The 26,402-nt window shown below is 40.0% G+C and carries 25 protein-coding genes and 1 pseudogene; 19 read left to right on the plus strand and 7 right to left on the minus strand.

The features are described from left to right. Window positions 1-12: 12 nt before the first annotated feature. Window positions 13-1,209, plus strand: coding sequence for an MFS transporter (locus AEQ18_RS13105; RefSeq protein WP_054116781.1), 1,197 nt, complete (start codon window positions 13-15; stop codon window positions 1,207-1,209). A 68-nt stretch (window positions 1,210-1,277) separates the two neighbouring features. On the opposite strand, the gene AEQ18_RS13110 is transcribed toward AEQ18_RS13105, so the two are convergent. Both AEQ18_RS13110 and AEQ18_RS13115 read right to left on the minus strand, forming a co-directional pair. Continuing rightward, on the minus strand, window positions 1,278-1,802 hold the full coding sequence (locus tag AEQ18_RS13110; protein WP_054116782.1) for a type 1 glutamine amidotransferase domain-containing protein: 525 nt from the start codon (window positions 1,800-1,802) through the stop codon (window positions 1,278-1,280). A gap of 109 nt (window positions 1,803-1,911) precedes the next feature. After that, complete coding sequence (locus tag AEQ18_RS13115; protein WP_054116783.1) at window positions 1,912-2,841, minus strand: TMEM175 family protein; 930 nt, start codon at window positions 2,839-2,841, stop codon at window positions 1,912-1,914. 144 nt (window positions 2,842-2,985) lie between these two features. Here AEQ18_RS13115 and AEQ18_RS13120 point away from each other — a divergent pair, with 144 nt between their 5' ends. The 15 genes and pseudogenes from AEQ18_RS13120 (at window position 2,986) to AEQ18_RS13185 (ending at window position 17,867) form a co-directional block, all read left to right on the plus strand. Beyond that, a complete protein-coding gene (locus tag AEQ18_RS13120) occupies window positions 2,986-3,258 on the plus strand; it encodes a UPF0223 family protein (RefSeq protein ID WP_054116784.1) in 273 nt (90 codons plus the stop codon). Between the two features lie 18 nt (window positions 3,259-3,276). Continuing rightward, window positions 3,277-4,044: an inositol monophosphatase family protein gene (locus tag AEQ18_RS13125; protein WP_054116785.1), complete on the plus strand. Its 768-nt coding sequence runs from the start codon at window positions 3,277-3,279 to the stop codon at window positions 4,042-4,044. A gap of 204 nt (window positions 4,045-4,248) precedes the next feature. Then, window positions 4,249-6,075 carry a translational GTPase TypA gene (gene typA, locus AEQ18_RS13130; RefSeq protein WP_054116786.1) on the plus strand — a complete coding sequence of 609 codons (1,827 nt, stop codon included), beginning with the start codon at window positions 4,249-4,251 and terminating at the stop codon, window positions 6,073-6,075. Between the two features lie 129 nt (window positions 6,076-6,204). After that, on the plus strand, window positions 6,205-7,575 hold the full coding sequence (gene rlmD / locus AEQ18_RS13135; RefSeq protein WP_054116787.1) for a 23S rRNA (uracil(1939)-C(5))-methyltransferase RlmD: 1,371 nt from the start codon (window positions 6,205-6,207) through the stop codon (window positions 7,573-7,575). A 154-nt stretch (window positions 7,576-7,729) separates the two neighbouring features. Beyond that, entirely contained in the window at window positions 7,730-8,017 is a 288-nt protein-coding gene (locus AEQ18_RS13140) for a hypothetical protein (RefSeq protein WP_054116788.1), read from the plus strand. Window positions 8,018-8,588: 571 nt separating this feature from the next. Further along, on the plus strand, window positions 8,589-10,400 hold the full coding sequence (locus AEQ18_RS13145) for a DUF262 domain-containing protein (protein WP_054116789.1): 1,812 nt from the start codon (window positions 8,589-8,591) through the stop codon (window positions 10,398-10,400). Then, on the plus strand, window positions 10,390-12,456 hold the full coding sequence (locus tag AEQ18_RS13150) for a DUF262 domain-containing protein (RefSeq protein ID WP_054116790.1): 2,067 nt from the start codon (window positions 10,390-10,392) through the stop codon (window positions 12,454-12,456). The genes AEQ18_RS13145 and AEQ18_RS13150 overlap by 11 nt, the downstream gene beginning before the upstream one ends. Window positions 12,457-12,596: 140 nt before the next feature. Then, a pseudogene (locus AEQ18_RS15830) lies at window positions 12,597-12,840 on the plus strand (transposase); the annotation flags it as partial. Between the two features lie 80 nt (window positions 12,841-12,920). Then, window positions 12,921-13,568 (plus strand): hypothetical protein, encoded by a 648-nt coding sequence (locus AEQ18_RS13155; RefSeq protein ID WP_235505542.1) that lies wholly within the window; start codon window positions 12,921-12,923, stop codon window positions 13,566-13,568. Between the two features lie 109 nt (window positions 13,569-13,677). Next, the gene (locus AEQ18_RS13160) at window positions 13,678-14,574 is read left to right on the plus strand and encodes an AraC family transcriptional regulator (RefSeq protein ID WP_054116792.1); all 897 of its coding nucleotides are present in this window, start codon (window positions 13,678-13,680) and stop codon (window positions 14,572-14,574) included. Then, a complete protein-coding gene (locus AEQ18_RS13165) occupies window positions 14,574-15,035 on the plus strand; it encodes a hypothetical protein (RefSeq protein WP_054116793.1) in 462 nt (153 codons plus the stop codon). The genes AEQ18_RS13160 and AEQ18_RS13165 overlap by 1 nt, the downstream gene beginning before the upstream one ends. 9 nt (window positions 15,036-15,044) lie before the next feature. Further along, window positions 15,045-15,251 carry a hypothetical protein gene (locus AEQ18_RS13170; protein WP_054116794.1) on the plus strand — a complete coding sequence of 69 codons (207 nt, stop codon included), beginning with the start codon at window positions 15,045-15,047 and terminating at the stop codon, window positions 15,249-15,251. Between the two features lie 411 nt (window positions 15,252-15,662). Next, window positions 15,663-16,244: a type IV toxin-antitoxin system AbiEi family antitoxin domain-containing protein gene (locus tag AEQ18_RS13175; RefSeq protein WP_054116795.1), complete on the plus strand. Its 582-nt coding sequence runs from the start codon at window positions 15,663-15,665 to the stop codon at window positions 16,242-16,244. Beyond that, on the plus strand, window positions 16,241-17,086 hold the full coding sequence (locus tag AEQ18_RS13180; RefSeq protein ID WP_054116796.1) for a nucleotidyl transferase AbiEii/AbiGii toxin family protein: 846 nt from the start codon (window positions 16,241-16,243) through the stop codon (window positions 17,084-17,086). The genes AEQ18_RS13175 and AEQ18_RS13180 overlap by 4 nt, the downstream gene beginning before the upstream one ends. 226 nt (window positions 17,087-17,312) lie before the next feature. Then, a complete protein-coding gene (locus AEQ18_RS13185) occupies window positions 17,313-17,867 on the plus strand; it encodes a cysteine hydrolase family protein (RefSeq protein ID WP_054116797.1) in 555 nt (184 codons plus the stop codon). Between the two features lie 56 nt (window positions 17,868-17,923). On the opposite strand, the gene AEQ18_RS13190 is transcribed toward AEQ18_RS13185, so the two are convergent. After that, on the minus strand, window positions 17,924-19,375 hold the full coding sequence (locus tag AEQ18_RS13190; protein WP_054116798.1) for a flotillin family protein: 1,452 nt from the start codon (window positions 19,373-19,375) through the stop codon (window positions 17,924-17,926). A 13-nt stretch (window positions 19,376-19,388) separates the two neighbouring features. Further along, window positions 19,389-19,916, minus strand: a complete 528-nt coding sequence (locus AEQ18_RS13195; RefSeq protein ID WP_054116799.1) for an NfeD family protein — start codon at window positions 19,914-19,916, stop codon at window positions 19,389-19,391. A gap of 370 nt (window positions 19,917-20,286) precedes the next feature. Between AEQ18_RS13195 and AEQ18_RS16015 the strand changes: the two genes are divergently transcribed. After that, a complete protein-coding gene (locus AEQ18_RS16015; protein WP_054116800.1) occupies window positions 20,287-20,415 on the plus strand; it encodes a hypothetical protein in 129 nt (42 codons plus the stop codon). 72 nt (window positions 20,416-20,487) lie between these two features. Here the strand turns inward: AEQ18_RS16015 and spxB are convergent, their stop codons facing one another. Both spxB and AEQ18_RS13210 read right to left on the minus strand, forming a co-directional pair. Next, the gene (spxB, locus tag AEQ18_RS13205; RefSeq protein WP_054116801.1) at window positions 20,488-22,209 is read right to left on the minus strand and encodes a pyruvate oxidase; all 1,722 of its coding nucleotides are present in this window, start codon (window positions 22,207-22,209) and stop codon (window positions 20,488-20,490) included. A 175-nt stretch (window positions 22,210-22,384) separates the two neighbouring features. Next, window positions 22,385-22,885: a MerR family transcriptional regulator gene (locus AEQ18_RS13210; RefSeq protein WP_054116802.1), complete on the minus strand. Its 501-nt coding sequence runs from the start codon at window positions 22,883-22,885 to the stop codon at window positions 22,385-22,387. Between the two features lie 136 nt (window positions 22,886-23,021). On the opposite strand from AEQ18_RS13210, the gene AEQ18_RS13215 reads away from it, so the two are divergent. Together AEQ18_RS13215 and AEQ18_RS13220 are read left to right on the plus strand one after the other, a co-directional pair. Next, entirely contained in the window at window positions 23,022-24,500 is a 1,479-nt protein-coding gene (locus AEQ18_RS13215) for an MDR family MFS transporter (protein ID WP_054116803.1), read from the plus strand. After that, window positions 24,497-25,204, plus strand: coding sequence for a DUF4811 domain-containing protein (locus AEQ18_RS13220; protein WP_054116804.1), 708 nt, complete (start codon window positions 24,497-24,499; stop codon window positions 25,202-25,204). Before AEQ18_RS13215 ends, AEQ18_RS13220 begins: the two co-directional genes overlap by 4 nt. A 37-nt stretch (window positions 25,205-25,241) precedes the next feature. Here the strand turns inward: AEQ18_RS13220 and AEQ18_RS13225 are convergent, their stop codons facing one another. Then, window positions 25,242-26,396 carry a pyridoxal phosphate-dependent aminotransferase gene (locus AEQ18_RS13225; RefSeq protein ID WP_054116805.1) on the minus strand — a complete coding sequence of 385 codons (1,155 nt, stop codon included), beginning with the start codon at window positions 26,394-26,396 and terminating at the stop codon, window positions 25,242-25,244. Between the last annotated feature and the right edge of the window lie 6 nt (window positions 26,397-26,402).

A 26,402-nucleotide genomic window follows, 5' to 3' on the forward strand; every position in this document is an offset into this window, starting at 1 on the left:
GGCGGTAAATGTATGCGTACACATGCAAAAGGTTCATTGCGTTTTTTTTATACCAGTATCCAGTGCCTGTATTGGATGATGTTCTGTTCTATCTACGGTTTTGCTACACTGTTTTTGATCGATTTTGGGATCGATCCAGCCAAAATCGGCGGCATGTTGGCATTGATCAATATTCTTTCTGCGATTTTGCAGCCAATGATCAGTCAAGTGATCGTCAAAAAGTTCCATTGGTCTTTGGTGCAAGTCTTGAAAGTGATGACTGGTCTGATGCTGCTGATACTGGGGCTAGGTGTAGTGATTCCTGCTTTGGCGATCAGCAGCTATCTGATTGGCGGCATCTTATTGGTGTCCATGCAATCTTTTGTCAATGCGTTGGCGTTCGCCTATATCAACACAGGGGCATCTTTGAATTTTGGTTTTTCAAGAGCTGGTGGTTCTTTGGGGTATGCAGCAACTTCATTTGTGATTGGCCAACTATTGGCTAGTTATTCTGCAGAGATATTGCCATTGCTCACGATTGTTGAAGGGGTGCTTTTCTTTGGCATTTTGGCACTGATGCCGGCATTAGCAGAAGACCCGCACACCATACCAACAGAAGTCAGCCAGCATTCGCAACATCTGCTGAAGAAATATCCTTTCTTACTCTTTTTATTTATTGGCTTTAGTTTTTTGTTTAGTTTCCATACCATGATCAATAGTTTCTTGGCACAAATATTTGGTCATATTGGTGGCGGCAGCAAAGAAGTTGGCATTGCTTTGATGATCGCAGGTTTATGTGAATTGCCAGGAATGATGTTGTTCGAAAGGCTTGTCAGACGAAAAAATAGTCAGTTTTGGCTGTTTTTCTCAAGCGTTGCCTTTGGGTTGCGCGGCTTGCTGATGTTGTGCGCTGGTTCGATCCTTTTCATGGAATTGACCCATTTGATGCAAGGGTTCAGTTTTGCCTTATTTATTCCGGCATCGGCTTACTTATTCAATCAAGTATTGGCGAACGAAGACCGTGTCTTTGGCCAAACCTTGATTATCATTGCCACAACTATTGGTGGTGTGCTGGGGAATATTTTAGGTGGCTTTTTGGTACAAGCATTTGGTGTTTGGATCATGCTTGTCTGTGGAACGATCTTTGCGATGATAGGGGCTGTTCTCGTCTATTTCGGTCTGCTGAAGTTGCCGGCAAAGGAAGGCAGCGCGAGAGAAGTCGTTCAATGAGTATGGGCTGTACCAATGGATAGGATTGAATAATCAAAAAAAAACCGCTGCACTCAGCGGTTTTTTTCTTATTTTTTCTCTAATACAGCAATAAACTCACGCATATAATCTGGTAGATCAGGCGGACGGCGGCTAGATACGATGTGGCCATCAGTAACGGCTGGTGTATCAACCCATGTTGCACCTGCGTTGGTCATATCATCTTTGATTCCTGGCGTGCTGGTGACCGTTTTGCCTTGTAAAATATTGGCTGAGATCAAGACCCAGCCAGCATGACAGATCTGTCCAATGATTTTTTGCTCTTTATCCATTTCTTGGACAAAAGAGATCACTTCAGGAAAGCGACGTAATTTATCTGGTGCCCAGCCACCCGGTACCAATATTGCATCGTAATCAGCGGCTGCGATATCAGCAAATGCATAGGCTGATTCAGCCGGGACGCCGTATTTGCCAATATAAGTTTTATGGGCTTCTTGACCAACCAAGTCAACTTGAGCGCCTTCTTCTCTTAAGCGGTGGACAGGGTACCACAACTCTAAGTCTTCAAAATCATTGTCCACTAAGGCAATGATTTTTTTGTTTTCTAAACGCACAGATATTCCTCCTTTTTTGTATGCTTCAAGTGTAACAAATGCACAGACAAACAACAAAATATCCGCTTAAAAGCCGCTGGCATCATATCTGCCAGCGGCTTTTTTTTGCTTAACGTCTTCGACCTGGTCCTCTTTGCCGGCGATTGTTCTGGTTCGTGACCCGTTGCAGGACTTTTTCGGCTTTGTTTTTTTCGTTTTGCAGACGGTTTTGCTCCATTTTCAAATGCCTGCGTTCTTGGTCATTTGTGGATTGTGCCAACTTTGTACTCGTTTCAGACAGTTGCTTTTCAATTTGTTCTTGCCAATTGTGATTGAATTGGACCCACCACTGAGGATCAACATAGTCGTTGGCTTGTTCATCCTTGCCAGTTGCCAACACATCCTTATACCGTGTCAGCGAATGTCCCAGCGGTTGACGCCACTGTTTCAAATAATACGCCCGCTGTTCGTCATTCATTTGTTCGATATAAGTATCTTCTTCATGATCAATCATATTTTGTAAGAAGCCCATGATCGGTAAAATCAAATAAATGATCAAGCCGAAGCGGGGGAAGAAGAAGGCAAGTACCAGTAATATGAGACGAAACAACAACATCATCCGCTGTCTTTGGCGTTCTTTATTTTGGATAAAAGGATCAGCGGCGTGTTGATTGAGTTGCTTGTTCAAAGACAAGACGAGATACGTCCATAAAGCAGTGACTAGGAAACTCAGCAGACCATAGATCAAGACGACTTGCTGGTTGGTATCTTCAATCAGCAGACGAGTAAAAGTAGGAATCAAGGACATGAAAAATAAGAAAAACATATACACGACAAAATCTTTATTTGATATTTTGTTGATTTTACTGAATAGTCCAGCCCCTTGATACCAGAGGTCACCGACGAAACAAAAACTGATAAAATAAATACCAATAGCCCGCAGGAGTGCCCACACTTCGATGGTTCCGGACTGCGTCAATTGGATGGGCAATTCTAATACGATAATAGTAATGATGATTGCGATGATCGCATCACCAAAAGCAACGATTCTTTCTTTCATAGTATGCACCTTTCTTGTTGAAACTGACTCTATTTTGGCACAAATTGAAAAGAAAAGAAACGATGAAAAGCTCAACCAGAGTTTTTTCGTCTTGAAGCAGTTTTATGGTACACTAAAAGGGAAAGAAAAACAGAGGTGAACACTATGCGAGAGTATCAATATCCGCTTGATTTGGATTGGAACACAGAAGAAATGGTCGTAGTAATGAAATTATGGGATCAATTGGAACAAGCGTACGAAAAAGGCCTTCCTGCCACCGATTTTTTGAGCAGTTATCAAGCCTTCAAAAAAGTGGTTCCGAGTATTGGGGAAGAACGGCGATTGGGACGAGAATTTGAATCACTTTCCGGTTATTCCTTGTATCAAACGGTCAAAACCGCAAAGGAAACCACAGGCAAATTAAAAATGAAAGCATAAGAAAGGATCGATAAAAGCATGCAAGATATCGTCAAAGCAGTACATGGTTGGATGATCGACGCTGGCGAACAGATCAAGGAAAGTTTGACTAAAGAACATTTACGCGTCGAAACCAAATCAGGACGCAAAGATCTAGTAACTGAAATGGACAAAGCAACCCAAGATTATCTGATCGATCAAATCAAAGCCTATGACCCTGACGCGAAAATTTTGGGAGAAGAAAATGGCTTAGATCACTTAGATGATTTAAGTGGTCGCGTATTTATCATTGATCCAATCGACGGCACGATGAATTTCGTATTAGAAAAAGAAAACTTTTGTATTATGATCGCGATTTATGAAGATGGTCAGGGTCGATTCGGTTTTGTGTATAACGTCATGAAAGATGAATTCTTATGGGGCGGACCTGAGATCGGTGTGTTCAACAACGGCAAAGAAATCCATCCGCCAAAAAATATTGCTTTATCAGAAGGTTTGGTCGGGTTGAACTCTCCGATGTTGATCCATAACCGTCACCATGAAACCGAAGTCAGCGATCGCTCTCTAGGTATTCGCATGACAGGTTGTGCAGGGTTTGAATTGATTGCGTTAGTCAAAGGACAGAGAGCCGCCTATATTTCACATTTGGCACCATGGGATTACGCACCAGGAGGCGTCTTATTAGAAACGCTTGGCTTGAAGATGGCCAATATCAATGGCGAGCCGTTGTCCCTGAATGGCCGAGAATTATTCGTAGGCGGAACACCCAAAGCGTTCGATGAGTTGATGACTTTGATGAAGCAATAGTTTTTAATGATAATTGACTATGCCTAATGCGTCAAAAAACGAGGAAATCGCTTTGGAATCAAGGCAAAATAGCGGGTAAAAACAGGTATTTTCTAAATATCTGTTTTTTTCTGTAAAAATGAAAACTTTACACTATATTTCAGAAAGAAATTCTGTTATAATGGCTTGTCGAGTGCAATGTCAACAAAGAAGGAGCAAAATAGATTGAACTTTAGAAATGATATCCGTAACGTAGCCATTATTGCCCACGTTGACCACGGAAAAACAACATTAGTTGATGAATTATTGAAACAATCACAAACATTGGATAGCCATACGCAATTACAAGAACGTGCGATGGATTCAAACGCGATCGAAAAAGAACGCGGTATCACGATTTTAGCCAAGAACACAGCTGTAGAATACAACGGTACAAAAGTCAACATCATGGATACCCCTGGACACGCGGACTTCGGTGGCGAAGTAGAGCGGATCATGAAAATGGTTGATGGTGTAGTATTGGTTGTTGATGCGTACGAAGGAACGATGCCTCAAACACGTTTCGTATTGAAAAAAGCCTTAGAACAACATTTAGTACCAATCGTGGTTGTCAATAAAATTGACAAACCTTCAGCACGTCCTGAGCACGTGGTTGATGAAGTATTAGAATTGTTTATTGAATTGGGCGCAGATGATGATCAATTGGATTTCCCAGTGATCTATGCTTCAGCGATCAACGGCACATCAAGTGAATCAGATGATCCTGCAGATCAAGAAAAAACGATGGCGCCATTGTTTGATACAATTATCAAACATATCCCAGCACCAGTAGACAATAGTGATGAACCATTACAATTCCAAGTATCATTACTTGATTACAATGATTATGTTGGCCGTATCGGTATCGGTCGCGTCTTCCGTGGCAAGATCAAAGTCGGTGACCAAGTAGCATTGATGAAATTAGATGGCACAGTCAAGAAATTCCGTGTCACCAAATTGTTTGGTTTCTTCGGCTTGAAACGTTTAGAAATCCAAGAAGCCAAAGCCGGCGACTTGATTGCAGTATCTGGTATGGAAGATATCTTCGTTGGTGAAACAGTTACACCAATCGATCAACAAGATTCATTGCCAGTCTTGCATATTGATGAACCAACGCTGCAAATGACTTTTATTGTAAATAACTCACCATTTGCGGGTCGTGAAGGAAAATTCGTGACAGCACGTAAAATCGAAGAACGCTTAATGGCACAATTGCAAACAGACGTATCATTGCGTGTTGATCCAATCGGACCAGATGCATGGACTGTTTCTGGCCGTGGTGAATTGCATTTGTCGATCTTGATCGAAAACATGCGTCGCGAAGGGTTCGAATTGCAAGTATCTCGTCCTGAAGTAATCGAAAGAGAAATCGATGGCGTCAAATGCGAACCATTTGAACGCGTACAAATCGATACCCCTGAAGAATACATGGGTTCAGTCATTGAATCATTAGGTTTACGTAAAGCAGAAATGCAAGATATGATCAACACTGGCAATGGCCAAGTACGGATCATCTTCTTAGCACCAGCACGTGGCTTGATTGGGTATACAACTGAGTTCTTATCTATGACACGCGGATACGGCATCATGCACCACACATTTGACCAATACTTGCCAATGATCCAAGGACAAATCGGCGGCCGCCATCATGGTGCGCTAGTATCGATCGATACAGGTAAAGCAACTACGTACTCAATCATGAGTATCGAAGAACGTGGAACTGTCTTTGTTGAACCAGGTACAGATGTTTATGAAGGCATGATCATCGGTGAAAACTCTCGTGATAACGACTTAACTGTTAATATTACCAAAGCAAAACAAATGACCAACGTGCGTTCAGCAAACAAAGACCAAACGTCAGTGATCAAGAAACCAAGAATCCTTTCACTTGAAGAATCATTGGAATTCTTGAATGAAGATGAGTACTGTGAAGTAACACCTGAAAGCATTCGTTTAAGAAAACAAATCTTGAACAAGAGCGAACGTGAAAAATCACAGAAAAAGAAAAAATAGGCTGATCAATCAGTCCGCTAAAGTCAGAGCGTTATGCTCTGGCTTTTTTTACGGCAGTCGCAGAAACAACCCTTGCAATTTCTTCAGGACCTTTTTACAATGAAGAGAGCAAACTTAAAGGAGATAACAATGAAAAATTATCCAGTAGAAAAGAATCAGGAAATTGAAGTCGAGATCATTGATCTTTCCCATGAAGGAAATGGGATCGCAAAAGTGGATGGCTATTTATTATTTATTGAAAATACATTGCCAAAAGAAAAAGTCATCGCTAAAGTTTTAAAAGTCGGCAACAAATTCGGCTTCGCGAAAGTGATGAAATTTCTTGAAACAAGTCCCGACCGGCAAGAACTGCCGAATGAAGCCTTGTTGCGCACAGGGATTGCGCCACTAAGCCATCTAAGTTATGACAAACAACTACTGTTCAAACAGCAGCAAGTGGAAAATGTCTTAACGAAAATCGCCAAATTAGATGTACCTGTTCTTGCGCCAATCGGCATGACAGAGCCATTTGGCTACCGCAATAAAGCACAAATCCCAGTCCAAAAAATCAATGGTGCGTTAACAACTGGGTTTTATCGGAAAAACAGTCATACATTGGTGCCGATCGAAGATTTTTATATCCAAGATCCGCAAATTGATCAAGCAATCATCACGATCAGAGATATTTTGCAGCGTTTCAATGTAAAAGCCTACAACGAAGAGGCCCATGAAGGCTTTTTACGCCACATTGTGGTCCGCCGTGGACACCATTCAGGTGAAATGATGGTTGTTTTGGTGACCAGAAAACCTAAATTCTTCAAAGGCGAAGAAATTGCTACCGTCATTCATGATGAGATCCCAGCAGTCGTATCCGTTATTCAAAACATCAATGAAGAGAAGACCAATGTCATCTTGGGTGAATTTGGCCGTGTGTTGTATGGCAAAGAAACGATCGAAGACCAATTATTAGGCAAAACATTCCAAATTTCAGCCAAATCATTTTATCAAGTCAATACTGAAATGACAGAAGTACTCTATCAAAAAGCCTTTGAAATGGCGCAATTGAAACCAGAAGATATCGTTGTCGATGCCTATGCAGGAATCGGAACGATCGGTATTAGTTTAGCGGACCAAGTCAGTGAAGTCTTAGGGATGGAAGTGATCCCTGAAGCCGTCAACGATGCCAAAGCCAATGCCAAACGCAACGGCGTTGACAATGTCCATTATTTCGTCGGCAAAGCCGAAAAAATCATGCCGCAATGGTTGCGCGAAGGTATCCAGCCAACTGTAGTCTTCGTCGATCCACCACGTAAAGGATTGGATGCGTCATTCATCGAAACCACAGCTGCTGTTGCACCAGAACGCATCATTTATATCTCATGTAATCCAGCAACATTGGCTCGTGATTTGGCTTTGTTTGCAGAACAAGGGTATGAGACGAAACAAGTACAGCCGGTTGATTTATTCCCACAGACAACGCATGTGGAGACGGTAGTGTTGCTGTCACGGGCGGAGAAGTAAAAAAAATAAAGAAACGCAGTAAATAAGGCATTCCGAGTAGTTGGCCCGAGTTGTGGGTCATTTGCCGGAGTGTCTTTTTTTTGTGGTTGTCTATAGGTTCTATGCATTGTGGAAAGAGATGTGGTTTTTGAGGGTTTTAAAGTAATATAAAATATTGAAAAAATACCATGTTATTAGTGCTAAAAATTTTGGATTTGAAAGTGAATTGGGTGATGGGACATATGATTATTTCGTATACCCTGAAGAAAATTTTAGTCAAAGTGATGTGATGAATTTGTATGTTGAAGTTACAAAATATACAACTAAAAACAACAATGAGTATCCTTATACGCCATATGAATATCAGGGAACACAGTATTGTAGTGAATTATATGGAAAACAATACTATGAAATCTTGTATAATGGAATATTTGACGAAGACAAAGCTCCGTTAATTCCATAACCTATATATTTCAAATTCACAATCACATACGGTCAGCGAATTAAAAAAGGAACGATTCAAACTGAGACACAGCACAGGGCCAACTTTAATAAGTATTGTAAAAACGAGTTTACAGCGGTAAATATGCCATGTCGAGTTTTGTGAGATGCGCACATTTTGGTGACATTTATCGGAGAATACATTGGAACAATCAGGATTATAAGTCGGTGGTATGGCGAGCGTTAGCCGGATGGAAAAAGGGAAATTAGGATGCCAGTCGATGGCCATGCGAGAAGATGTTCTTCAGCAAGCGGTAATCACCCCCGTGAATGAGGTGTATCGATGCAATAAGCCAATCATACCGATATTGCAGGAATAATAGTCTTTGATGAAAAAGCTGGTTGTTGAGTTCGAATCAGGGATTTAGATTGAGGTCGAAATATAATGAGATGGCTAAGCCCATGATTCTGGCGGTAGAGTTACGGGTTTCTATTGTTTTTAGTCATTAGAAATGGGATAGTAAATATATGGAATTAATTGTATGCTAATTGTTTAGAGGGTAACTAGAATTATTATAATGGGGCGTAATCACATGACAAGGGTTGATTTAGATAAAATAGAAATTGAAAATAAAATTGATTCAATTGAATCTATTGATATTTATAATAACGGCAATTATATTGGCCGCTATAAACTCGAAAAACAGGATGCAATAACTGAGCTTCCAATACAAAAGGTGTTGGCATCAGGGAATCGTTATTACGTACCTGCTTATCAACGAGGATATAGATGGACTTCCAATCAGGTGAATCAGCTCATGAACGACATATGGACGTGGGATGAAAATGCTAAATATTCCTTACAGCCAATAGTGATTTCACAAATGGATGATGGCAGAATTGAACTTGTAGATGGACAACAAAGGCTCACTACTATATTTATTATATTGCGCGCAGTAGGATTGTCCGCCAAAGATTTAAGCTATCAAATTGAATATCAAACAAGAGAGAGAACTGAAGAATTCTTAAACAATCACCTTGATGATTCAATTGGCAGTGCTGAAAATATAGATTGGTATCATATGAATCAATGCTACGAAACCGCAAAAAGCTTTTTTGAATTAATTGATAAATCTAATAGCAGTACTAAAAATGCAAAAAAATGGTTAGATAAGCTTATAGATAAAGAAAAAGGTGCTTTTTTTATTCAATATCAAATTTTAAAAGAAATTGATGATCGTACTGTTGAACAAATATTTACGGGTTTGAATGCAGGTAAAATCCCGCTGACAAATTCAGAGCTCGTAAAAGCGTTGATATTAAGAGAACAAAACTTCAAAACGGAGAATTACCAAAACGAATTTATCGAGATAGCCCAAGAATGGGATCGTATTGAAAAGAGACTTCAAGAATTGAATTTCTGGGCTTGGTTAGGACAGGATCCTCAGGATGATTCACCTCATATAGATTTCGTGTTAGATATTGTCGCTGATATAATTAATGTGAGCCAGGAATATAAACTGGACAAAAGTTCATACCAAGAACTTTATAGTTACAATGTAATAAACAAATATCTCAATTCTAATTCTGATATAGTTTCTAAGTTTTGGCGTATGGTAAAACAATGTTTTATGACATTTGAAGATTGGTATTCGGATAATGAAGATTATCATTTAATAGGATATTTATCATTGACAAATGCTAAGAAAAATATCATTAAAGAACTCTATATTGGTTATTTAAAAACATACGATGATAGAGTGAAAAATAAAATTCCAAAAATTGATTTCGAGTTTTTATCTTATGAATCTAAAGATGTGAGAGATATATTATTATTGTTTAATATCGTTACTTGCATCCAAACAAAAAACAGATTCCGATTTGATGATTATGTAAATGGGGAATATGATGTGGAGCATATATCTCCTCATAGCGGTTTTGATAGAATCAGAAAAAGATCTGAAAGAGTAGCTTGGGTTGAAGCGATTAAGAATTCTGGCCTTATTATGTTTGAAAAACTAGATTTTTATGACATTTTGGATAAGATAGATGACACTTATCAATTTAATGAATTTTATAAAAAAGTAGTTGGGTTAACTAAAACAGAGCCATGGGGTGAAGAAAGTACAAATCGCATAGGAAACTTGTGTTTACTAGATGCAGAAACTAATCGCGGATATGGTAATAAGCCATTTCCACTTAAGTTAAAAGAAATTATTAGGGTAGATAAGACCCAGTCAAAATATTTGTTACCTACAACAAAAAATGTATTTTTAAAATACTATTCGAATCTCAATGTGAATAATTTGACATGGGAGGAAAAAGACGCAGAAGAATATGAAGTAGTAATCAGAGAAACAATAAATAACTACTTTGGATGGGAGAACCTAGATTTTGAAGAGTGAAGAAAAGCTGAATCTGAAAGGACTTCTAAAAGATAAAGTGATAATACCTGCAATTCAAAGAGACTATGCTTTTGGAAGAAAAAATTTTGAAGCCACACAAAAAAGAAAAAATTTTATTGCCAATTTAGTTAATGTGGTTAATGGCAAGCAAAACAAGTTACATCTGGATTTTGTCTATGGGAAAAAAATGGGTGAGACTTTTATCCCTTTAGATGGGCAACAACGAATCACAACACTATGGTTATTAAGCGTATATTTATCTAAAAAAAATAAGGTGGATGATAGCATTCTTGAACAGTTTAGTTATGCTACAAGGACAGACACAAGAGAGTTTTGTGAGTCACTTATTACAGAGGATTGGAATCCCGATGAAGTATCAGTTGAATACTTTCAAAAACAAAAATGGTTTTTTAACTCTTGGCGTTATGATCCAACAATTTCTGGAATGCTGGTTGTATTAGAAGAGATTCATGAACAGCTGCTTGATGGTGGAGATTATAGAAAAATGAAAAATATTACCTTTTCTTTTTTAGATGTTGATGAACTAGGTCAACCAGAAGAATTGTATGTCAAAATGAATTCGAGAGGAAAACAATTATCAGAGTGGGATAATTTCAAGGCTGAACTATTTGAACTCCCATCGTCTAATAGATATAAAGAATGGATAGATACAGAATTTTTAGATTATTTTTGGAGAATTGGGTATGATGGTGAAGATAAGGCAGCATATACAGAAAAACGAATGTTAAGATTCTTTTTTTTAAATTTGTTTATAGTTCGAATATTGTCATCAGAAAGTACGGAATCTTCAGCAGATGAAATTCTGAATCAAATCCGTGCTAACTGGAAATGTATGGTTAATGAAGATTTTCTGTCATCACTTCACCATTTTATCGAACTTTTGAAATCTAAATCTGAAGATATAAAAGACTATCAATCAACTAGATTTGAGTCTATCCGCTTTGATGAACTCATGACGATTTTAACAAATAAAGATATTGATGGTTTTACTGCGGATTTAGATTTATATTTCTCATATTGGTGCTATTTAAGTCAAGTTGATAATGAATCATTTAATATAGAAGAGTTATTTAATGTGATTAGGATCACCTCAAATTTTGAAGAAAGCTATAGAAAATATGTTGAGGTGACAAGACCAGCGTTAAAAGCTTTTAAAACAGCGATAGAGTGGCCAGAAGGAATCTTAGATTGGTTTGCTAACGGAGATTTAAGTTCTATTACATTTGGCGCAAGGTCGGATGAACAAAAATATGAAGAAGTAATCAAGGCTAAGCTCTTACTAGGAGAGGATGGAAATGAGTGGAAAGATCTAATATATTTATCTGAAATGCATCCATACTTTAAAGGAACGATTGGTTGGTTATTGAGATTAAGCGATAGAAATATTGAAAATTTCAAGAACTATTCTAATTGGATGCTTTATAAGTTCGATGAAAATGGGCTTAAAGATAGAACGGAGATCGCCGAAATGTTGAAATATTCGGATATTCGAGTTAACCGTTTCTTTCCTAAAAATAATTCGGATGTTAAGGATAGTTATCGTGATTGGTCTTGGAAACGTTACTTCCGCGAACGAGGATACAAAGAGAAGTTAGAGAGTTATATCAATATTGATTGGATGAAAGAGTGGTACGCTAAGGAATTTATTGATATTAGTACCCTGGATAATTGGAGACAATGGGTAATCAATTATCCTAAAATATTAAATCATATAGGGGCTATCGATGTAGAAGATGGCACGATTTTTGGTTTGGTTTGGCGAGTGAGGGCATTTAATTCTAATAAGTATAGTATTCCGATCTTAGTTGCTAAATGCTATATTGGAGGATTTGAATATTATGGTAATATGAATGCTAAGGAAAATACAGTAACTCTTGAAAAAGATAAGATTAGGTTATCTTTTGATAATGCTAAAAATGAATTTCTGATTTTAAGTGAGGAAGAAATTATATCGAGGATTTCTGTAATTCAGATAAATGAGTCGATTGAAAAGCTTCAAGGTTTTCTTAACGGAGCCAGTAATTTGGGTAATTGATTGATTACGACCAATGTCATAATCAATAGATCTTTTCCCGTCGAGTGTTGACATCAATCTCATTGCCTCCGGTGAAGCGGTTACGCTAGACTAGATAGAAAAAATAAGCTGTGTACAATAAATCAAAACACCCTGCAAGGATTTTTCTTGTCAAAAGTCAACGTAGAACCTACTTAAAAGAATTCAAAAAAACAAGTCGTCGATCTCTATCTTGCAGGAAAGCCACATGTTGAGATTATTTGAGACTGCGAACTTACCGTCTCTGCCATTGATAAATGGGTCAATCAAGTCCAAACCACTGGTTCGTTTAAGGAAAAAGAGAACATTACTCCTGAACAGGCAGAATTGATTGCGCTTCGGATGAAAAATAAACAACTCGAAATGGTTGCCATTCCAGGATTTAAAAAAAGCAACTTAAGGTTGAACTAGACACGATTTTTGAAAAAAAGTAAAGTTTTGTTGTTATGTTAAGACCAACGAAAGGAGACGCCATGCACGAAATAGTCTTCAAAGAAGAAAATTTCAATATCGTACGTACCTCTTTTGTGCAGCGAGGTGTCATTCAACCGAAAGTATATACGTGGTATATTCTTCATTCAGATAGACATCGTATTTTTAAAGGGACAATGGCGCGAATCAAAGTGGGCGAATCACAAAAAAAAATCTATATTGAAGATCTCTCTTACGATATTCATGCCCCGAAAATGTATAAAAGGCTCCCATTGGTTCATGCCCAACCTAGCTGGCAAATTCAATTGATATGTCAATGTTTGCTCAAAAAAGGTATTGTAGTTCATCGAGAACGTGCTTTTAAAGGTTTAAAAAATCAGTTTGACAAAAGTCTTTTAATCGATATTTCTTTCCAAATCAATGAGCGATGGTACTTTATTGAATACCACGGTGTGCAACATTATTTTAAGAAGGGTGTGAAGTTACAGCGTTTCAGAAATATACTTAGAAACATGGAAGTCAAAAGAGAATGGTGTCATGAGAACCAGATTCCCTATTTGGAAATTCCTTTTTTTAGGCAAAATGATATCACTGAAATCTTAGAAACATTCATAGCCGATATTCTTGAAGATGATTTAGAACAAAAGAAGCTTGATGTATAGAAATAGGTGTCCGTATGATTTTTATTAGAAAACCTTACTATATTTTGCATGATTAGTGAGGAAATAACGGAAAATGTCATATAGACTAGAAGGAGAAGGGGTGAAGAGAATGGAATGGATTCAACAACTAAATACAACGATTGACTATATTGAAGGTCATTTGAATGATGAGATAAATTATGAAGCGTTAGCCAAACTCGCTGATTGCTCATCGTTTCACTATCAAAGGATGTTTGCCTATATGGCAGGCGTGCCACTTTCCGAATACATTAGGCGTAGGCGGATGACGAGGGCCGCAATTGATTTGCAAAATGGAGATAAAGTGATCGATGTTGCTTTGAGATACGGCTATTCATCACCTACATCTTTTAATCGTGCGTTTCAGAGTGTTCATCTGATTGCACCTTCGTTGGCCAAAAAGAAAGGTGTCCCACTTAAATCTTTTCCGCCTATTCGTTTTCAAATATCTATTAAAGGAGCGGAAGAGATGAAATATAGAATTGAAGAAAAAGAAGCTTTTCAAATTGTAGGAAGATCAATCCCTTTATCGAAGAACATTGAAGAGAATTTCAATGTAGTTCCTAAAATGTGGGAACAAGCTGCCAGTGACGGTACGCTTTCAACATTAATGACTTACATGAATCAACAACCGATGGGCGTTTTGGGCGTTAGTGTCTGTAATCATCTTGAAGAATGGCGGTATTATATTGCTGTTTCCAGTGATATAACGCCATTAGAAGATTTTGAATCTTACCAGGTTCCCGCATCAATTTGGGCTATCTTTGAGGGAAAAGGTACAGGAGAGTCTATTCAAGAACTTGAAAAAAGAATCATCACCGAATGGCTGCCGTCTTCTGGTTATGAATATGGGCAAGCGGCTGATATTGAAGTGTATCTTGATCCAGATCCTCAAAATACAACTTATGAAGTGTGGCTGCCTGTTGAGCAAAAAAATAGAGATGAAACCAGTTTGATGGATTCAGACAAAACAAAGGAGATGTCATAATGACAGTTAGCCAATGGTATCAAGGAAAAGAAGGGGCTGCCGAGCATTTGGTTTATCTGAGCAAGGAAGGAAAAGAGCTTGAAAAATTGCTGAACAACAAAAAAACGATGATCATCCGAGGTGCTGCAGGTCGAAAAGTGCCTTTAGGCGGTCGGGCAAAAGTGGGTGATCGGGTTTATTTTGTTGAAACAGGAGGAAGTTTACTGGTCCAGTATCGTGGCATCATTAGTAAGGTCATTGAAACAGAGAAATTGACTGTCGATGAATCATTAGCTTTTGTAGATACTTATCAACCAGAATTAAATCTTTCAACAGAGCAGATCAAGCGATGGGCTGGCAAGAAGTTTTTAGCTGTGTATCAGATTTCCGGTTTGGAAGAAATACCAGCATTTAGGTACCGACGAGATAAGAATATGGATGATTGGGTAATCACTAAAGTGATTGAAGAGATTAAAGAATGAAATTGTGGAATGGAGCCATCGGAACGTGGAACGAATGAACGACATAATGGTATGATTCGCCGTTTTATTTCTAAAGGTACTGAAATGCGAATGGTTTATCGGCTGCACATCAAATGTGTGGAAAATTGGATGAATCAGTTGCCTAAAAAAATATTAGACTACCCAACGCCAAGACAGGTTTTTCAAGCGGAAGCAGCGAATCTATTAGCTGCTTGACCTTGGGCCTCCTGTGGTGTGTAACTAGTCTGGGAAGCCTGACGATGCCAGCCTGTCCTAGTCAGACTATCACATCAAACTCAACATCAAGGAGCACTATGTTTACTCAATAACATGATGTATTCGTTGGGGGCTAAGTTGTTCTTGCAATTTATCCTAATTGGATATCTCTTTTTCTATACTTTTTCATAAAAAAATAGTGTTGTAGAAATAGAAGGTTTTGCTACGGGAAGTGGCAAGACCTTTTTTTATTCATTTGATTTTGCCTTCTCCATATGCAATATGACCATGAAAGTAAATCTTAAAAAGTATAAGCTAACAAACAAGAGGAATGTTAGCTTTTAATTTTCGCAAATATGTGCTAACATATAGGAATAATGTTAGCTTTAATTTTGACAAGGAGGTGTTCTCATGTCAGCAAAGGAAGATATAATAGATAAAAATCAAGGTTATATTACATTCAACCAAATAAGAGAGGCTGGCGTACCTTACTCTGTTATTCGAAGAAAGCTTGATTCTGGTGAACTAGAAAAAGAGGAGAGAGGTATTTATCGAAAGCCCGATGTTTATGTTGATGAGTTGTACACACTTCAGTATCGCTATCCTAAGGGCATCTATTCTCTTGAAACGGCGCTTTGGTTACATGGTTTGTCGCTAACAGTTCCATTTGAACCCGTGATGAGTTTTCCTTATGGAACTAATACCAAACTGATTAAGGAAGTGGGTATCAAACCGATAGTTCTCCGTTCAAATTATGAAGAAGGAATCGTAGAAGTACAAACGCCTGGGGGACAGATGGTCCGTGTTTATGATATTGAAAGAACTTTAACTGAGAGCCTACGAGGCGTTTATAAAATGGACGTTCAAATAATTGCTCCGTCATTTAAGATGTATGCAGCCCAAGAGAAAATCAACTATTCCAAGTTGATTAAGTATGCTAAGTTATTTAAAGTAGAAAAAAAAGTTCAGTCTTACTTGGAGGTGTTAGAATGAAGTATGCGAACGCAAATAGTTTCAAAACAAAAATCAAAAATATCGCAAAGGATAGAGGGATACCGGCACAACAAGTTCAGCAAAATTATTTGATTGAGCAAGTGTTGCGATTAATTTCAATAAGCAAATATAAGGATAGTTTCATCGTTAAAGGTGGCTATCTTATTGGCCATATCATTGGTCTGGATAAGAGAACAACAATGGATCTTGACCTGTCTTTGAAGGGCGTGAAATTGTCGCCTGATAACCTCAGTGAGATTTTTAAGGAAGTACTAAAACAAGAGGGGGAAGAAGGATTTCAGTTTGAATTCGATTCACTTTCACTCATTCGCAAACAAGCTGAGTATGGTGGTTTTCATGTGAAAATCAATGCTGCCTTTGACACATTGCGTGAGGTGGTATTCATAGATGTGACGACTGGTGATAAAATTACGCCTCGTGAGATAAAGTATTCGGTGCAGTCGCTCTTTTCGGATGATGAAATCAAGATTCTTTCCTACAATCTTGAAACTGTGTTTGGCGAGAAACTCGAATCCGTGATCAGCAGAGGGAGCGGTTCATCAAGACCTCGTGATCGTTATGACCTATTCACTCTTTGGAAGTTACGAAAAGACGAGGTGGATTTAGATGTTCTGCGAGTAGCGCTTAAAAATACAGTAGTTAAGCGGGATACCATGGAAGAGTTGCAGAAGTGGCAAGAGCAAGTGGCAGACATTAGGTCATCCAACTATCAAAAGCAACTATGGCTGAAGTACCAAAGGTCATTCAACTATGCGCAGGAAATAAATTTTGAAGAATCTGTTGATATAGTTGAAACCATTATGAACGAATTAGGAGAGTAATATTTAGATGATGAGCAGCAGACCAGATGGATGGGACGTGGCCTAATCGTATCTAATTCACTCATTCTAAAGCGCACTCACTAAATGTTGAGAACGCGCTTTTTTTGAATCTCAAAAGAGGATCATTATTCAGACTTTTTCAGCTATCATTTCGTAGTATTCACATCAGATTTCGCGTACAATATATAAAATGCTCAATCCATTCAAACACAGGGAGGCAATTACAATGAATGATCTCGCTGCATTATTGATCATAGATGTCCAAAAAGCGTTTCAAGACCCTTCCTGGGGGAATAGAAACAATCCGCAAGCAGAGGCCAACATGCTGCGTATTCTAGACTTGTGTCGGCAGAAAGAATGGCAAATCATTCATGTCCGCCATCGTTCAGCCCATCAAGCATCACGTTTTTATGTGCATCATGAGGGCTTTGAACCACAGAAGGGTTTCGAAGCTTTGCCAGAAGAAAAAGTGATCGAAAAAGAGGTCAATAGTGCATTTATTGGGACGGATTTGCAAAACTACTTAGATACAAGACAAATCAAAAAGGTCGTCATTATTGGGTTGACCACGCCTCATTGTGTGTCCACGACAACACGCATGAGCGGCAATCTTGGGTATCAGACGTATCTTGTGGACGATGCGACTGCGGCCTTTGACTTAATGGATCATCGAGGTCAATTGATCGATGCGGAACAGATCCACCAAATCACTTTGGCAACACTACATGATGAATTTGCGACGATTTTGAGTACGGATGCGTTTATCAATACGATCCAATAAAAGACCAGCAGCGAATCCATGCCTTATACATGGTTTCGCTGCTGGTTAAAATAGGTTTAATCCTTTTTCACAAATTCAGAAGCGCCAGCGAAATTCTCAATCAATGCTTTCACATCTAAGCCAGTTGTTTCTTTTAAAGTTTCTTGGCTGGAGGCCAAGAGATTGGTGGCATAATTGGTTATACGGTTGGCACCGCCGCCTTCACTTGAGCCAGTATCGACGACAGATATTTTGTCAATATTGGCTAGTGGGGCAGCTGCTTCTTTGACCAGTTCAGGCATGATTTCAACGATCATACTGAGGATCGCTGCTTCATCATATTTCTTGAAGGCATCTGCGATTTTCTCCTTCGTTTCGGCTTCTGCCGTTCCTTTGGCTAGGGTGGTTTCAGCTTCGGCCAATCCAATCAAACGGATTTTATCTGATTCTGCTTTCGCCATAGACTCGGTGCGGAATTTCTCGGCTTCCGTTGTGGCTTGGGCCAAACTTTTTTTGGCTAATGCGTCTTGTTCACGAGCATACCGGTCAGCATCAGCTTTCTTTTTGACTTCTGCGTCGTATTGGCGCTCACGCCTCTGAATTTCTTTTTCTTCCAGCTCAATCTGTTTTTGCCGTTCAATGACTTGAACTTCAATCTCTTGCGCCACTACTTGCTGTTTGATGATAGCACTTTGCAAGTGATAGGCCTGATCAGCATCGGCTTTGGCGATGTCTTGTTCCTTCTTATACAACGCCAACTTTAATTCTTTTTCTTTCAATGCTTCTGCAATCTCAGTCAAACGCTTTGACTCGGCAGTTTGCGATTCTTGTTCAGAACGGGCTTTTTTGATGCGGGTTTCTTTCAATGCTTCGGCTTCTGCTATTTCAGCATCCCGTTTGACTTGGGCGATGCGGGGTTTTCCTAATGAGTCAAGATAGCCGTTTTTGTCACGGACTTCTTTAATGGTGAAAGAAACGATGATCAAGCCCATTTTTGCCAAATCGACGGAGGCAACTTCTTGCACGCTTTGACTGAATTTATCCCGATTTTGATAGATTTCTTCAACGGTCATTGAACCAAGGATCGAGCGAAGATGACCTTCTAAGACTTCTCTGGCTTCATTTTCTAACTCGTCTCGCGTTTTTCCAAGAAATTGCTCAGCTGCTGTGGCAATTTCTTCAACGGAAGAACCGATTTTGATGATCGATGTCCCATCACACATGACAGGTACACCTTGTTCAGTGTAGACTTCAGGTGTTGACACATCAAGTTTGCTGGATAACAAACTGATGCGATTTGACCGTTGGAAAACTGGGAGGACAAAGGCACCGCCGCCGCGAACGATCTTGATGCGATTATTGCTCTCATCGGCATGGACATTTTTCTTGCCTAAGTAGCTGCCGCTGATGATCAGCGCTTCGTCAGGTTTAGCCGTTTGGTACTTTGATACAAAAACAATCAGCAGCATCAAGAGAATAAACAATAGTAACGCGATCGGTATGAACAATGTTGAGTATAGGATTGACATAGAACCACCTCTTTTAAAGTTTTAGTTGTTGGTCGACATAGGGGACGACATAACAGACCCGGTCTTTGACTTCAATGATCAAAACACTTGTCCCGGCCGCCAGCGGTTCTTCGATGGATTGAAAGGCTGCGGCTGGTCGATTGGTCGAACCAGTCACACTGGACAACTGGATCTCGCCTAGACCTTGACAAGGGATAGGAGTCAATATAGTGGCCACGCGGCCTTCAAAACTTTTTTCAGAACTGGACAATGTGGATTCCGCTTGGCGGAGTGGGACTAAGATGTAAAAGTTTAACAGAAAAACGAGACCGGTGGATAAAGCGCTGCTGACTAGGAAGATATGGATTGAAGATAGGGTGAACCACTGTTCACCGATGTAGCCGAGTAAACTGAGAAAGGCGATCCATGGAATGATCAGCATTGGATCGATCGGACCATCGAAATCAAAAATATCACCGAAAATCAGCAAAACCACCGCTAAAAAAGCGCAAATGAGTAATACGGTAAAATAGATTTGCTCTGGGGCATAGCTTTCGAGCACGCATCAAACCTCCTTTCATATAAATTGGACGTCGCTGCCAAGCACCAAAAAAGAAAGAACGAGGAGTGGTGAAGTTGTTTTGAAAGCGGTGTCCTATCTCTATTATAAGTAAAAAGGCGTTAATAATCAGAAAAATTAAAGAATTTAAATAAATTTGAATATTTCTGATGATCGTGTGCTGAATCTTCTAGACAGAAGCCTAGCTGAAAAGTATTGACAAATCCTTTAAATCAAAGTAAATTAAGCTAGGTATACAAAGTGATCAGCCTGTCCATGCAAGGCGATCCCAATTTTATATACAACAGACGAATAAAGCGTAATCAGCTTTTTATGAGTAAGTGCGTCATGTGCAAAAAATGAGGTGATAGCAATGGATCAAAAAGAAAAAATGCGCGAATTAATCAAGAAAAAACAAGGTGGCGGCCGTTCAAAGAAAATGGAATCTCCAAAAAATGACCGCAAAAACATGCGTAAGGGACCAAAAATCTATAACAAATAAGCTGGACAGCAAAGAACCATGATCGAGAGAAATCGATCATGGCTCTTTTTTTATCTGTATAGCTGTCTTTTATTATGAGAGGAGTTCACTCAATGCGGGCATATCATTCACTTGATATTTTTCTTTGAACGCATGGATCTCTTCGGGGGTGAATGATTCAGGATCCAAACGTAATTCTTCAACAGGGAGTGGACGTTCATTGGCAATCTTGACATCGATCACAACTGGTTTGGTACTGGATTTTGCTTGCTCGAAGACTGAAGGCAGCTGATAGCTCTCTGTCACGGTATAACCTTTCGCACCTAATGCTTCACCAACTTTGCCAAAATCAGCACTTGCGATTTCCACACCAAATTTAGTCTGTTCAGTATCTTCCTGTTCTGCTTCGATGAAGCCAAAAGAATCATTGGAGAACACCACATTGATGATGGGTAAATTGTATTTGACTTGGGTAATGATATCTTGCATTTGCATAGCAAAACCACCATCGCCGCTGAAGGTAAAAACTTGTCGCTCTGGATAACTCAACTTGGCGGCAATGCCTCCGGGTACGCCATTGCCCATCGTTGCAAACCAGCCAGATGTGGTAAAGCGTTGTTGGCCGGTCATTTCGAGATGTCGAATGCTATGGATCGTCACATTGCCGACATCGGTGACAAAGACAGCATCGTCTTCGGCGATGCGGTTGATTTCTTTGTAGACTGGTTCAGGCCTTAATGGTACTTGGTTATTGGTATCAAATAGATGCCGCCAGCGATGCCAGTTTAGACTGTTTTGCTGATTGGCATGCAACCATTTATCGGCTGGACGGGCACGTCCTATTTCAACCCATTTTTTCAAGGCGGTGCCGCCATCACCTAAAACAGAGACATCTGTATGATGTCGGCGGCCAAATTTAGAGGCATCGATATCTACTTGCACAAACTTTGCTTTAGGATTGAAAAAGCGCCGACCAAATGGAAAATCACTACCGACAAAAACAATCAGATCGGCAACAGCTAACGCTTCATTGGCGGGTTTTGTCGCAACCCGGCCTGCGAAGCCTAAGAAGTTCTCGTATAAGTCTGGAACGATGCCCTTGGCTAAAACGGAAGCGGCCACTGGCATGGAGAAATGATCGGAAAAAGCTTTGATCGCTTCAAAATCCCCAAAGACACCTTGACCAATATAGAGCAAAGGTTGTTTCGCTTGTTCAAAGAAGGGCAATGCCGCGCGCAGATCATGATCTGTGGGCTGAAAGACTGCTGTTTTGTGGTTGGCAGCTGTGGCAACATCAAGATCCTCGATTTCTTCGAATCCAAAGTCAACGGGAATGGTTACAACAGCTACGCCACTGAATTTGTACGCCGCTTTGATTGCTTCATCTACGACATGGGGCAAGCTTTCTGGGGACATCACCGTTCGATTGTAGATACTGACATCCGCAAACATTGGATTTTCGTTCATTTCTTGAAAGTCATTATAGTTCATAGAGGTAGAGGCGACTTGTCCAAGCAAAGCGACCACAGGCACGTTGTCCATTTGGGCATCATACAGACCATTGATCAGATGGGTCGCTCCAGGACCAGCAGAACCAAAGACAGCACCGATTTTGCCAGTCAGCTTCGCATCAGCTGCTGCGGCCAATGCGCCTGCTTCTTCATGGCGGACTTGAATATATTGGACACTTTGCCGTTCATGGAACAAAGCATCCATGGTTGAATTGAATGAGCCGCCAGGGATACCGTAAATATGATCGATCCCCCAAGCCTCAAATACGTTGATCATTGCCGTCGCTGCGTTGATTTTTGCCATTACATTCACTCGCTTTCCTATTTTCCTCTACTATAAGTATAAACGTTTACGAAGAAGACAACAAAGAATGTGGCTTTCGCTAGGGGTAGCACGTCAAAACATCTGTGGGCAACTTTTTGCGCATGGCACAATGATCGATTTCGATTAAATTCATACGAAAAAAGGAACACCGATTTCAGCGGTCTTCCTTTTTGGTTGTGTCATGAGAGGTACAATGCCGTAATTTATCAAAATCATAGGATTCTTGTTTAGGCAATAATTCATAATGCAGTTTTTGGCTGACATCATCGTGGATGATGTGCAGAATGTGTTGGTCTTCGTCTACGGGCCCCAAACTAATGATCGTGAAACGGTCATCGATGACTTCCAGATTTTGCAAAGCACCAGAAAATACTTTGCGGATATGATGGGCAATCTTTATTTTTTTGTCTGCTTTTTCGACGGATTTGGCTAAAGTGAAGCCTTCATCGAGAAATCGCTTGATCATTTCTACTTTGATCACAGTAGGCAATCGGTATTTTCGCGGCGCATTTTCTTCTTGCGCGACAGATACGATAAAGCCTTTTTGTTCCCAATAGCGCAACTGTCGTGGTGAGATGCTGCACATTTGACTAAGTTCGCTGATGCCTACCAATAGGTTGTCGTTTTCCACCAGATTTCGAAATAGATGTGACATATCGACTCCATTCTTGTAAAGGTATTTGTATATATTGTAACTTGTTTTACTTTTGTGTCAAGTAGGTTGACAAATAAACCCAAAAGTTTTAAAGTAAGGAGTGCTTTATGAAAACTATTTGAAAAGAGTGTGAAATATGTCAACGAGTCGTCCTTTAGATATATATGGCAAACCATACAATCGATCATTGTTGGTCATGGTCTTGCTGATTGGTACTTTCTGTACCGTATTGAACCAAACGTTGCTAACAACAGCTTTCCCGACTTTAATGAAGGCTTTTGATATTACAGCGTCAGATGTTCAATGGTTGACAACTGGTTTCTTATTGGTGAATGGGATCATGATTCCCATCACTGCATGGTTGATCAACAAATTTAGTTCCAAAAGTCTTTATTTGACCGCAATGACTATTTTCCTTGTGGGAACTATTGCTTGTTTTACAGCACCTAATTTTTCTACTTTATTGATTGGTCGCTTAGTTCAAGCGGCTGGTGTTGGGATTTCAATGCCTTTATTGCAAAACATTATGTTGTCGATTTTCCCACCAGAAAAACGTGGTTCAGCGATGGGCATGTCAGGAATCGTGATTGGATTGGCACCTGCTTTAGGCCCAACACTTTCTGGATGGATCATTGACCATTATGATTGGCGTTATCTGTTCGGTATGGTGATTCCAATTGTGGTTCTTGTCTTAGTGCTTGCGATCTTTTTGATGAAGAGCGTCATCGAACTATCTCATCCGAAAATCGATATTTTCTCCGCACTGTTGTCCACCGTAGGTTTTGGTACCTTGCTTTATGGATTTTCAAGTGTCGGCGACAAAGGATGGGGCAGTGTTGAAGTGATCGGTTTCCTTGCAGCTGGTGTCATTTTTATTGCCCTCTTTACATGGCGACAATTACACATCGAGCATCCATTCTTGGAATTGCGGGTCTTCAAATCCAATACCTTTACGATGGCTTCGATTTTATCTGGTGTCACAAATATGGCTATGATCGGCGCAGAAATGGTCTTACCATTATATATTCAAAATATTCGTGGTGAATCAGCCTTCCATTCTGGCTTGATGTTACTGCCAGGTGCATTGATCATGGGGATCATGATGCCAATCACTGGCGCTATCTTTGATAAATATGGAGCCAAACGTTTGGCCATTACTGGGATGTTCATTTTGACAGCGGCGACTTTACCGTTTGCCTTTTTGACGAAAGATACCCCAATCTTGCATATTATTATTCTGTATTGTATTCGGATGTTTGGGATTTCAATGGTCATGATGCCAGTCACAACATCTGGGATGAATGCCTTGCCTGTTAACTTGATGAGTCACGGAACGGCAGTCAATAATACGTTCCGTCAGGTGGCGAGCTCGATCGGAACAGCAATTTTGATCAGCGTATTGTCTAATGTAACGAAAGGCAATTTGCCAAGCGACAGTTTATTAGATGCGACACCTTTAGCGTATAAAGATAAAGCAATCGAGGCAACTTTATCCGGTTACCATGCAGCCTTTTATGTAGCCACAGCCTTTAGTTTGGTTGGTTTCTTCTTTGCCTTTACGCTTAAAAAGAAAGAGCCAGCTTTAAAAGTGCTTAAAGGAGGTGCCAATCAATGATCTTGATTTTGATCGTTCTTAGTGTCCTAGGCTTTGCGTTACTTAATGTCTTCGCTAAAAAGTCTTGGCAAACGGCAGTTTCTTTAGTACTTGGGGTCGTTTTTGTAGGTAGTCTTGTGGCTTTGATGGCCAACTTGACCTATCATTTCGGGATGGAAAAAGAAGTCACTTCGAAAACAACTGCTTTGGTATCCAGTGGCGACAGTGATGCATTTGATTTGCTTCTCTATCAACCTTTAGGTGATGGCACAGAAAAAGTCTATCTGTATAAAACGGACAGCGCGCAGGAAGAGCCAAAACAAACAGGGACTGATAAAGTCACGAATGTTGTGGAAACAGGGGCTGATTCAGCGCAACTGACGACGGATACAACTCGCTGGGTCTATCAAAATGATGTCTATCGCTTTTTATTCGGAATTGCGGATAACGACGGTGAATATGTGGAACGCACGAACACATTTGCTGTACCTGATGCATGGGAAGTGCTGAGTGTCGATCAAGCCAAAAAACTAGCGTCTTTGGCGAAGGAACAAGCAGATACCATGAAAACTGAAGGACAAGCATATGTACAAGAAAAAATGCAAGCAGCTTTGATGGCAGATCCGACAATGGACGAATCGGAACAGCAAGCGAAAATCGCTGAATACACCGCAGCTTATCAAGCAGAAGCGATGAAGAAGTTAGTGGAAGAAGCGAAAAAATAAAAAATAAGCTTTCCCTTATGTTGGGAAAGCTTATTTTTTATTTGAATTGACAAGTCTCGATCCGATCGAAAGCTTCTTTTAGTACTTCCAATGATTGTGTTGCCGCGAGGCGGACATAGGTATCACCGGTGGTTTCACCAAAGGCTTTTCCTGGGATCATCAGCACACTTGTTTCTTGCAGCAATTTCTCTACAAAAGCAACAGAATCTAAGCCGCTCCCTGAGATATTGATAAAGGCGTACATGCTGCCTTTGACAGGAGAGAGGGATAGGAAGGGAATCTGTTGCACGCGTTCTTCAATGTAGCGCAGCCGTTCTTTGAACACCGCTACAACTTGCGGAACCAATTCATCATAATGGTTAAGGGCATAGATCCCAGCACGTTGCGAAGGCGTTGGCGCGGAATATGCGATGGCTTCATTGATCAATTTGGCGGTCAGATTGATGGCTTCAGGCGCAATCATATAACCGATCCGCCAACCAGTCATGGCAAAGGCTTTGGAAAAACTACTGAAAGTAATGGTATGTTCTGGTGCGAAAACAGCCATTGGGACAAAGGTTTCGTCAAAGCAAAATGCCTCATAGACTTCATCTGATAGAATCAATAAATCATGTTTGATCGCCACATCAGCAATTTGTTTAAATGTATCAGGCGAGAAGACAGCACCGGTTGGATTGTTCGGTGAATTGATAATGATTCCTCGGGTCTTGTCTGTGATCGCTGCTTCTAATACTGCCACATCGATTTGGAAACCGTCTTTCTCGTAGGTTGGAATAAAGACTGGTACACCGCCTGCAAGTTCGACTTGCTGTTTATACGGAGAGAAGTAAGGTTCATGGATGATCACTTCGTCACCCGGATTCAAGATTGCCGCCAGCGCTAGATACATACCGTGTAAAGCGCCGACTGTTCCCCGAACTTGGCTAGGTGAGAAGGTCAAATTGTATTGCTTCTGGTAAAAATCAACAACCGTTTGGATAAAATCAGCACTGCCATCAGAAGCTGTGTATTTCGTATGACCGGCCTTGACATCGTCAAAAGCGGCGTTGATGATCGTTGCATCAGTGATCAAATCAGGATCACCGATGGATAAGTCGATCAAATTGGGTGTTTTTTTGGCCAGTGTAGCAATTTCCATCAATAAATTTTCAGCAGGTGTTTGAAATCTTTCTGCGATCAAAGGACGTTCCATTGTATT

Source organism: Enterococcus sp. RIT-PI-f, from assembly GCF_001297065.1.
In the GTDB taxonomy this organism is placed as follows: domain Bacteria; phylum Bacillota; class Bacilli; order Lactobacillales; family Enterococcaceae; genus Enterococcus_D.